This window comes from Vibrio sp. D173a, from assembly GCF_030248475.1.
This window is the reverse complement of record NZ_JAHGAH010000625.1, coordinates 1-857: the sequence shown is the minus strand read 5'-3', so window position 1 is coordinate 857 and position 857 is coordinate 1. Positions and strand designations below refer to the sequence as shown.

1 protein-coding gene and 1 pseudogene are annotated in these 857 nt (G+C 41.0%); one reads left to right on the top strand and one right to left on the bottom strand.

Features of this window, described 5'->3' with window-relative positions:
- Positions 1-236: carbohydrate-binding protein (locus KIV40_RS28030; protein WP_285352473.1), on the bottom strand; the 236-nt coding region annotated here is incomplete at its 3' end.
- A 451-nt stretch (positions 237-687) separates the two neighbouring features.
- Between KIV40_RS28030 and KIV40_RS28025 the strand changes: the two are divergent.
- Positions 688-857 (top strand): annotated as a pseudogene (locus KIV40_RS28025) (BCCT family transporter); the annotation flags it as partial.

The window sequence follows — 857 nt, the reverse complement described above, 5'->3', positions numbered from 1 at the left end:
TGCGCGAAGTCACCTTCAAACTCGCTTGGGTTGTTGTTCTGATTCCAATAGTTTGCTTTGTACGCGCTACCGGCATGAGCGACTTGATCACCGCCAGTATAAACCGTTGCTGAATCCCACTTTTCTAGTGTGGAACAATCGACAGCCGCATAACTGTTAAATGCCATAAGACACGATGCGGTGAGGGTACTGAGTGTAAAAACCTTCTTGGCCACTCTTCCTTGGTTTAGGTGCATGTTTGCTATCCCTTAAGTTGTTGTTTCAAGTTATTTAATTCAAGTCGCAAGATCACGACCACTTAAATCTCTTCGCAAAACAACTGTAGGTAACAAAGACAATTTCGCACCCTAAACATTCCCTATTTATAAAATGACTCGCATTTATTTGCTGACACTATGCAACCACTCGACACTTATTTTGCACCGACAACTAATATTAAATTTATTTCGGAAAGCTAAAAAATAGACAGTCAAAACACACTTTGCCCATACTACCTACAAGGACAAGATGCCCCTAAAGTAACCAAAAAGTAGAGATTTATAGATTGAATGGATTTCTTTTTGGAATTCGCCGACTTTCTGGTGATAGATGTGTTAGTATCTGCGACTTTTTTGACGAACCTCACATTTTCAAAGGGAGATGTGCGGGAAATACACGGGCTTCACGGCCAAATATAGCGAAGAAATAATGTCTAACTTGACGCAAGTCGCCAACGAAAACATCAACGCAGAATCTACTTCTATCAATTTCACTAAAGCCCAATCTCTGGGTGAAAAGCTAGAACTTGGAAATCCAGTGTTCTGGCTCAGCGGCAGTTTTTTAACTCTCTTTGTCGTTCTCGCTTTTACCAACACTTC